At 65.5% G+C, this 7,087-nt stretch carries 6 protein-coding genes, 1 tRNA gene and 1 pseudogene; 2 read left to right on the top strand and 6 right to left on the bottom strand.

The window, feature by feature from the left end; all coding sequences use genetic code 11:
- Positions 1 to 214: 214 nt before the first annotated feature.
- The 4 genes from ACE3SL_RS06080 to ACE3SL_RS06065 all read right to left on the bottom strand — a co-directional run bounded on the left by ACE3SL_RS06080 (position 215) and on the right by ACE3SL_RS06065 (position 4,493).
- Positions 215 to 2,326, bottom strand: coding sequence for a prolyl oligopeptidase family protein (locus ACE3SL_RS06080; protein WP_374524862.1), 2,112 nt, complete (start codon positions 2,324 to 2,326; stop codon positions 215 to 217).
- Positions 2,327 to 2,387: 61 nt separating this feature from the next.
- Entirely contained in the window at positions 2,388 to 2,810 is a 423-nt protein-coding gene (locus ACE3SL_RS06075; protein WP_374524861.1) for a DUF4112 domain-containing protein, read from the bottom strand.
- A gap of 41 nt (positions 2,811 to 2,851) precedes the next feature.
- Positions 2,852 to 4,345 carry an ABC transporter substrate-binding protein gene (locus ACE3SL_RS06070; protein ID WP_374524860.1) on the bottom strand — a complete coding sequence of 498 codons (1,494 nt, stop codon included), beginning with the start codon at positions 4,343 to 4,345 and terminating at the stop codon, positions 2,852 to 2,854.
- A gap of 62 nt (positions 4,346 to 4,407) precedes the next feature.
- A tRNA-Leu gene (locus ACE3SL_RS06065) sits at positions 4,408 to 4,493 on the bottom strand.
- Between the two features lie 93 nt (positions 4,494 to 4,586).
- Between ACE3SL_RS06065 and ACE3SL_RS06060 the strand changes: the two genes are divergently transcribed.
- Positions 4,587 to 5,531 carry an ABC transporter ATP-binding protein gene (locus ACE3SL_RS06060; protein WP_374524859.1) on the top strand — a complete coding sequence of 315 codons (945 nt, stop codon included), beginning with the start codon at positions 4,587 to 4,589 and terminating at the stop codon, positions 5,529 to 5,531.
- The gene (locus tag ACE3SL_RS06055) at positions 5,528 to 6,295 is read left to right on the top strand and encodes an ABC transporter permease (RefSeq protein ID WP_374524858.1); all 768 of its coding nucleotides are present in this window, start codon (positions 5,528 to 5,530) and stop codon (positions 6,293 to 6,295) included. The genes ACE3SL_RS06060 and ACE3SL_RS06055 overlap by 4 nt, the downstream gene beginning before the upstream one ends.
- 103 nt (positions 6,296 to 6,398) lie before the next feature.
- Here the strand turns inward: ACE3SL_RS06055 and ACE3SL_RS06050 are convergent, their stop codons facing one another.
- Both ACE3SL_RS06050 and ACE3SL_RS06045 read right to left on the bottom strand, forming a co-directional pair.
- Positions 6,399 to 6,677, bottom strand: a complete 279-nt coding sequence (locus ACE3SL_RS06050) for an integration host factor subunit beta (protein WP_374524857.1) — start codon at positions 6,675 to 6,677, stop codon at positions 6,399 to 6,401.
- Between the two features lie 208 nt (positions 6,678 to 6,885).
- Positions 6,886 to 7,087 (bottom strand): annotated as a pseudogene (locus tag ACE3SL_RS06045) (30S ribosomal protein S1); the annotation flags it as partial.

The following is a 7,087-nucleotide window of genomic DNA, read 5'->3' as shown; positions in this document are numbered from 1 at the left end:
GCGCTGCGCGCGCCTCCGGTCGGGCTACGCCCGCCCTCCGCCGCACGCAGCGCAAGGCCATCTTCAACAAACCAACATCATATCCGAAAAGGGGTCCCTCTTCGACGCCGATCGGGGGTCCCTTTTGAACGCCGTTTGACAACTTCGCTCGACACGAACGGGAGTATAGCTTTGGCTTGTCCCCTGCCGGTCGCTAACCGCCATCCGCTCCCCGTTATTTCTTCTCGACCAGCTCCATCGTCAGGAACGCATGCAGCATCGCCGCGCGGACCGCGTCCTCGGCATGGTCGGCGCCGACCGAATGGCCGCCCTCCAGATATTCGTGATAATAGACGCGGTCGCCGTTCTCCTGCAGCCTTGCCGCGAACTTGCGCGCGTGGCCGGGGTGGACGCGGTCGTCCTTGGTCGAGAGATAGAGGAAGATCGGCGGGTATTTCACGCCCTTGCGGATGTTCTGATAGGGCGAGTATTTCGACATGAACGTCCAGTCGGCGGGATTGTCGGGATCGCCATATTCGGCGACCCACGAAGCACCCGCGAGCAGCTTGTTGTAGCGCTTCATGTCCTTGAGCGGCGAGCCGGAGATCACCGCGCCATAAAGGTCGGGGCGCTGCTCCATTGCCGCACCGACCAATACGCCGCCGTTCGAGCGGCCCGAGATCGCGATCCTGCCCTTGGCGCTGACCCCGGTCCTGACGAGATCCTCGGCGACCGCGTGCAGATCGTCGAAGCTGTTCTGGCGCTTCTCGCGCAGCGCCGCCTGATGCCAGGCGGGGCCATATTCGCCGCCGCCGCGGATGTTCGCGAGGACATAGGCATTGCCGTCCTCGACCCAGAAGAGGCCGAGCGGCCCGGCGCGATAGGGCTGGCCGGTCAGATAGGCCGGCGTCTGCGCCGAGCGGAAGCCGCCATAGGCGTGGACGAGCGCAGGGACGGGGCCGGTCGCGCCCTGCTTGCGGACGAGGAAATAGGGGATTTTCGTGCCGTCCTTCGACGTGGCGAAGCGTTTCTCGACGCTCATGTCCTTCGCGTCGAAGGTGGCGGGCAGGCTCTGCACCACCTTCGGTGCGCCGGTTTCGGCCACGGCGTAGAGCGTCGGGGGCATCAGCATCGTCTCGGCGGTGACGAAGGCGACGTCGCGGTCGTCGATGGTGCCCGCGATTCCCATCGTCGCATTGGCGGTGACCGGCACCTCCTTCTGGCTCCAGCGGCCGTTCGGCCGGTCGCGGCGGAGCGCGAAGAGCTTGCCCTCGACATCGTCGAGCGCCTTGACCCACAGGACATGCCTGCTCGCGGCGACATTCTCGATCGCCTGCGCCCTGGTCGGGGTCATCACCGGCACGAACGCCACCTGATCGCCCCGCGCCATCGCATCGAGCGGCAGCGCGAGCAGCGAACCCGCAGGGAAATCGCCGAATGCTTCGTTCAGAAAGATGATCGCCTGACCGTCGATCATGGCGCGGAGATCGGCGGTGTCGGGGATCACCGTGCGGTCATAGTCGCCGTCGGCGGGGTGGGGGAGGTAATAGTCGTTGGTGTAGAAGGTCTTGTTGCGGCTGATCACCGGCCAGCGCGTGTCGCCGTCCATGAAGGCGAAGACGTTGACGCCGACGTCGCTCGTTTCGCCTTCGACCAGCGTCTGCGCCGCCGACAAGGGCGTGCCGCGCTTCCAGCGCTTGACGATGCGCGGATAGCCCGACGCGGTCATGCTGCCCGCGCCATAGTCGGTCGCGACGAGCAGCGTGTCGGCATTTTCCCACGTCACGCTGCTCTTGGCGAGCGGCAGCGCGAAGCCGCCGTCGACGAAGCGCTTCGTCGTGCGATCCCATTCGCGGACGATGTCGGCGTCGGTGCCGCCGGGGCTCAGCGAGACGAGGCAGCGCCGATAGTCGGGGGCGAGACAGTCGGCGCCGTGCCAGACCCAGCTCTGCTTCTCGGCCTTGCCGAGCGCATCGACGTCGATGAGCGTGGTCCAGACCGGCTTGCCGGCGAGATAGGCGTCGAGCGGGCTCTGCCGCCAGACACCGCGCGGATGGCTCGCGTCGCGCCAGAAATTGGTGATCGTCGCGCCCATCACTTCGCCGGGCTCGGCGATCTGGCGGTCGTCGTCGAGGATCGCCTTGGCGCGCTGACGGTCTTGCTCGAAGCCGGGGCGGCTGCGGATCAGCTTGTCGGTGGCGGCATTTTCCTTCTTGACCCAATCGAGGGCCTTGGCGCCCTCGATATTTTCGAGCCAGAGATAAGGGTCTTTTTCGTCGGCTGCGGCGACGGCGACAGCCGCGAGCGAACAGCCGAGCGCGAGCGCGGCGAGGGTGGCGCGGATCATGTAAATCTCCCCTGGGGTGCGATGACGCTGTGCTAGCATCATCACACACCGCAAGGAAGCGTCACTGGTCGATGATCATCGTGCCGGGGTGATGCTTGTCGAGATGCTTCTTGATGATCTTGAGATTGCGCGTGTTCGAGCGGAACAGGAAGTCGAACGCGTCGCCCGCGATCGGGATCGCGCCCAGCGCGGTATCGACGCCGAGATTGCCGATCATGCGCCAGATCTTCCACTTCGGCATGCCGAGGTTGCGCGCTTCCCAGATGATATAGGCGCCCATCGTCGCGGTGATCACGTCGCCGACCACGGGGACGAGCCCGACGATCGCGTCGAGGCCGACCGGGCGGTTGATGCCGGGAATGACGAAGCTGCGTTCGAGCAGGAATTCGAGCGTCTCGATCCGCTTGCGAAGCGACGCGGGGTCGCGGCGGTTCTGGATCAGGGCATCGAAGATCGCGTCGGGATTGGGGGTCGAAGGGGCCATGCGGGTCCTTTCAATCAGCGCCGGGGGTGAGCGCCGCTGTATTAGTTAGGTAAGGCGATCAGATGATTCAATGGGTGCGCGGCGCGCGCGTTGGCGCGCAGGCCGGTAAGGCGCTGCGAGGCGACCGACCAGCGGAGCGGGGTCGCGAGCGGGATGAACGGCGCATAGCCTGCAAGCACCGCCTCGGCTTCGCCGACCTGCTGCGCGCGCTGCCCGGCGTCGATATTCGCCGCGGTCGCCTCGATCTTCGCCTGCGCCTCGCGATTGCAGAGCGTGTCACGCTGGCACGATAGGCGGCGGAGCGCCCAGAGCGGATCGTCGTTCGGCGCGACCTCGTCGATCAGGCGCAGGTCCGACGCCGCCGCCATGCCGACGCGGCGGCTTTCGAGGCCGATGCGTGCGAAGTCGGCCGAAATATAAGCGAATAGGATGCGCCCGCCCGGCGTGTCGGGCACCGCGATCCGCAGCGGATCGATCGCGCGCCCCGCCCCGCGCCACGCATCGACGACGCGCTTCGCCTGCGCGAGGCGCGAGTCATCGTCATAGTCGGCCCAGGCGGGGAGCAGCGGCGCGGGACCGCCGTCGCGGCGATAGACCGCGGGACGCAGCGTGACCTGCGGCTGCCATTCGGTGAGCCCGAAGGCGTCGACGAGCCGCTGGCGCCGGATCGCGCGCGACAGCGCCTCGCGATTGCTGTCGGAGGCGAGGAAGCCGTCGGCATGGGTGAAGGCGAGGCCGAAGAGGCCGGGCGCCGGATCGACGACGAGCCGCGAGCGGCCGATGTCCGACGCGACGAAATAGGGAAGGGTGGAGAAACGCCCGCCGAGGACGCCGTCGGCATAGCCGTTCTTGAAGCGCGCGAGCGCGCCCTGCGGCGAGGTGCCCGTCAGTTCGATCGATGCGGCGGGATCGGCAGCGGCCGCCTCCGCCGCATCGGGATCTTCGGCGAGCGGATCGGGAACGGGTGAGAGCAGGACCGCGCGGCCCAGCCTCTTCGCGCGCATCGGCCCCCAGCCCATGCCGCGATGGACGATCGCCATCGACGGCTGGGCGAGCAGTTCGAGGAGATTGGGCTGCGGCACCGACAGGCGGATTTCGATCACGCTGTCGGTCATCGCCTTGATCGTGTCGATTTCGGGAAAGTCGGTCTTGAGCACATGGCGGCTGGCGGGCGCGAGATAGGAGCGGAGCACCGCGGCGACCTCTTCCGCCGCCACCTTGCGTCCGTTCGTCCATTTTGCCTCGCGGATGCGGAAGATGTAGCTGCGCCCGTCGCCGGTTACCGTCCAGCGCTCGGCGAGCCCGACGTCGATCTGCCCTTCGCCGTCGAAGCTGACCAGCCCCTGCGCCGACGCATCGAGCAGCGCCGCATTGGCCGCCGACAATTCGCCGTTCAGCGGGCTGGCGCCGGCAGCAAGCGGGCCGATCGCGGCCACCTTGACCGGACCGCGCGCGCCGAACAGCCCGCAGCTCGCCAGCGCGAGCGAGGCGGAAGCGGCGAGCAGAAGGGCGGCGGCGGGACGAACGGAGCGCATCGCCCGCACCCTAGGACGGCGATGCGGCGAACGCCATGCCCTAGTCGCCGAAGCCCGAAGGCTGGTGCGGACGGCGGGACTTGAACCCGCATGTCACTAGGACGGCAGATTTTAAGTCTGCTGCGTCTACCGATTTCGCCACGTCCGCACGCGGGCGGCGCCGGTCAAGCCGATGGGCCGGTGGAGGTCAAGCGCTGTTTGACGCTTCACCCCGGCGGACCGCTCGGCTAGACGAGGCGCCATGGCTTCTCCAGTCCTCGAAATTTCCGGCCTCGGAAAGACGTATAAAAGCGGTCATCAGGCGCTCTCTGGCGTCGATCTGACCATCGACAAGGGCGAAATCTTCGCGCTGCTCGGCCCGAATGGTGCGGGCAAGACGACGTTGATCAGCATCGTCTGCGGTATCGTGACGCCCAGTATGGGGACGGTGACGGTCGGCGGGCGCGACCATGCCCGCGACTACCGTGCCGCGCGGTCGATGATCGGTCTCGTCCCGCAGGAACTGCACACCGATTCGTTCGAGACGGTGATCGCGACGGTGAGCTTCTCGCGCGGCCTGTTCGGCAAGCCGAAGGACCCGGCGTTCATCGAGCAGCTACTCAAGGATTTGTCGCTCTGGGACAAGCGCAATTCCAAGATCATGGAGCTGTCGGGCGGGATGAAGCGCCGGGTGATGATCGCGAAGGCGCTGAGCCACGAGCCCGAAATCCTGTTCCTCGACGAGCCGACCGCCGGCGTCGATGTCGAACTGCGCCGCGACATGTGGACCATGGTCCGCGGCCTGCGCGAGCGCGGGGTGACGATCATCCTCACCACCCATTATATCGAGGAGGCCGAGGAAATGGCCGACCGGGTGGGGGTGATCAGCAAGGGTAGGCTGATCCTGGTCGAGGAGAAGAACGCGCTGATCAAGAAGCTGGGACGCAAGACGCTGACGCTCAACCTCGCCGAGCCGCTGGATGCCGTGCCCGCGGAGCTCGCGCAGTGGAAGTTGGCGCTTGCGGGCGAGGGACACGAACTCGTCTATGAATTCGACAGCCAGGCCGAGGCGACGGGCGTGCCCTCGCTGCTGCGGCGGATGAGCGACATCGGGATCGCGTTCAAGGACCTCCATACGCGGCAAAGCTCGCTCGAGGATATTTTCGTCGGGCTGGTGCATGAAACGAAAGCGGAGCAGGCCGCATGATCCAGAATGTCCGCGGCATCCGCGCCATCTATCTGTTCGAAATGGCGCGTTTCGGGCGCACCTTCTGGACCAGCCTGATGCTGCCCGTGATCACGACGACGCTCTATTTCGTCGTCTTCGGCTCGGCGATCGGCAGCCGGATGAGCGACGTCAGCGCCGTCCCTTATGGCGCCTTCATCGTGCCGGGGCTGATGATGCTGACGATGTTCACCGAAAGCATCAGCAACGCGAGTTTCGGCATCTACATGCCCAAATGGACGGGGACGATCTATGAAATGCTGTCCTCGCCGATGTCGCCGCTCGAGCTGCTGATCGCCTATGTCGGCGCGGCGGCGACGAAATCGGTGATCATCGGGGCGATCATCTTTGCGACCGCGCACCTGTTCGTCGATATCCAGATCGCGCATCCGGTGCTGATGGTCCTCTTCATGATCCTGATGGCCGTGACCTTCTGCCTGTTCGGCTTCATCATCGGCATCTGGGCGCAGAGCTTCGAGCAGCTGCAGGTGATCCCGCTGCTCGTCGTCTATCCGCTGACCTTTCTGGGCGGCGCCTTCTATTCGCTCGACATGCTGCCCGCGGCGTGGCGCGCGGTGACCTTGTTCAATCCCGTCGTCTATCTGATCAGCGGGTTCCGCTGGACCTTCTTCGGACAGGGCGACGTCGGAATCGAGGTCAGCATGGGCGCGGTGGCGCTGTTCCTGATGCTATGCCTGACGGTGATCTTCTGGATGTTCCGGACCGGCTATCGGCTCAAGAATTGAAGGCGAAGTTCGTCATTGCGAGCGCAGCGAAGCAATCTCCAGCTATCGGGCTGGAGATTGCTTCGCTGCGCTCGCAATGACGGTTTAGAAAAATGCAGCAGGCTCAGTCGTTCAGCCGCTCGCGCATTTCCTTGCCGGGCTTGAAATAGGGAACGCTCTTCGCCTTCACCGATACCGGCGCGCCGGTGCGCGGGTTGCGGCCGGTTCGCGATTCGCGGGCGCGCGTCGAAAAGGCGCCGAAGCCGCGCAATTCGACCCGGCCGCCGGCGGCGAGCTGGTCCACGATGGAATCGAAAAAGGCATCGACGATGCGTTCCACCTCTTCGAGGCGCAAGTCGCTGTTCTCACTCGCGATCTTTTGAACCAGTTCCGACCGGATCATAAGCTTCCCCTATTATATCACGCGCGCCCTGCGAGCGCAGGCTATCCGGTCGTTGCCGGCTCCCATGGTGCGTGAGGACCCCTCCCGACGCGAAGCGGAGACTAACATGAATCGCGGTTCGGTCAAAATATATCCCTGAAAGAAAAAGGCCCGCGGAGGGACACTCCGCGGGCCTTTTCTTGTGCCTGACGGCGAAGGGCTGAAATTATCAGTCCTTCTTGCCGGCCTTCAGCGCTTCGCCGAGGATGTCGCCGAGCGAGGCACCCGAATCCGACGAACCGTACTGCGCGACGGCTTCCTTCTCTTCGGCGATCTGCATCGCCTTGACCGAGAAGCTGGGCTTCTTCGAGCGGTCGAAGCCGGTGACCATCGCGTCGAACTTCTGGCCGACCTGATAGCGCTCGGGGCGC

The organism is Sphingopyxis sp., assembly GCF_041916015.1.
Classification (GTDB): domain Bacteria; phylum Pseudomonadota; class Alphaproteobacteria; order Sphingomonadales; family Sphingomonadaceae; genus Sphingopyxis.
This window is presented reverse-complemented; position numbering and strand designations above follow the sequence as displayed.

Coding starts and splice junctions, on each gene's coding strand:
- ACE3SL_RS06070 (WP_374524860.1), bottom strand. CDS start 4,345: ATGCGCTCCGTTCGTCCCGCCGCCGCCCTTCTGCTCGCCGCTTCCGCC.
- ACE3SL_RS06080 (WP_374524862.1), bottom strand. CDS start 2,326: ATGATCCGCGCCACCCTCGCCGCGCTCGCGCTCGGCTGTTCGCTCGCG.
- ACE3SL_RS06075 (WP_374524861.1), bottom strand. CDS start 2,810: ATGGCCCCTTCGACCCCCAATCCCGACGCGATCTTCGATGCCCTGATC.
- ACE3SL_RS06060 (WP_374524859.1), top strand. CDS start 4,587: ATGGCTTCTCCAGTCCTCGAAATTTCCGGCCTCGGAAAGACGTATAAA.
- ACE3SL_RS06050 (WP_374524857.1), bottom strand. CDS start 6,677: ATGATCCGGTCGGAACTGGTTCAAAAGATCGCGAGTGAGAACAGCGAC.
- ACE3SL_RS06055 (WP_374524858.1), top strand. CDS start 5,528: ATGATCCAGAATGTCCGCGGCATCCGCGCCATCTATCTGTTCGAAATG.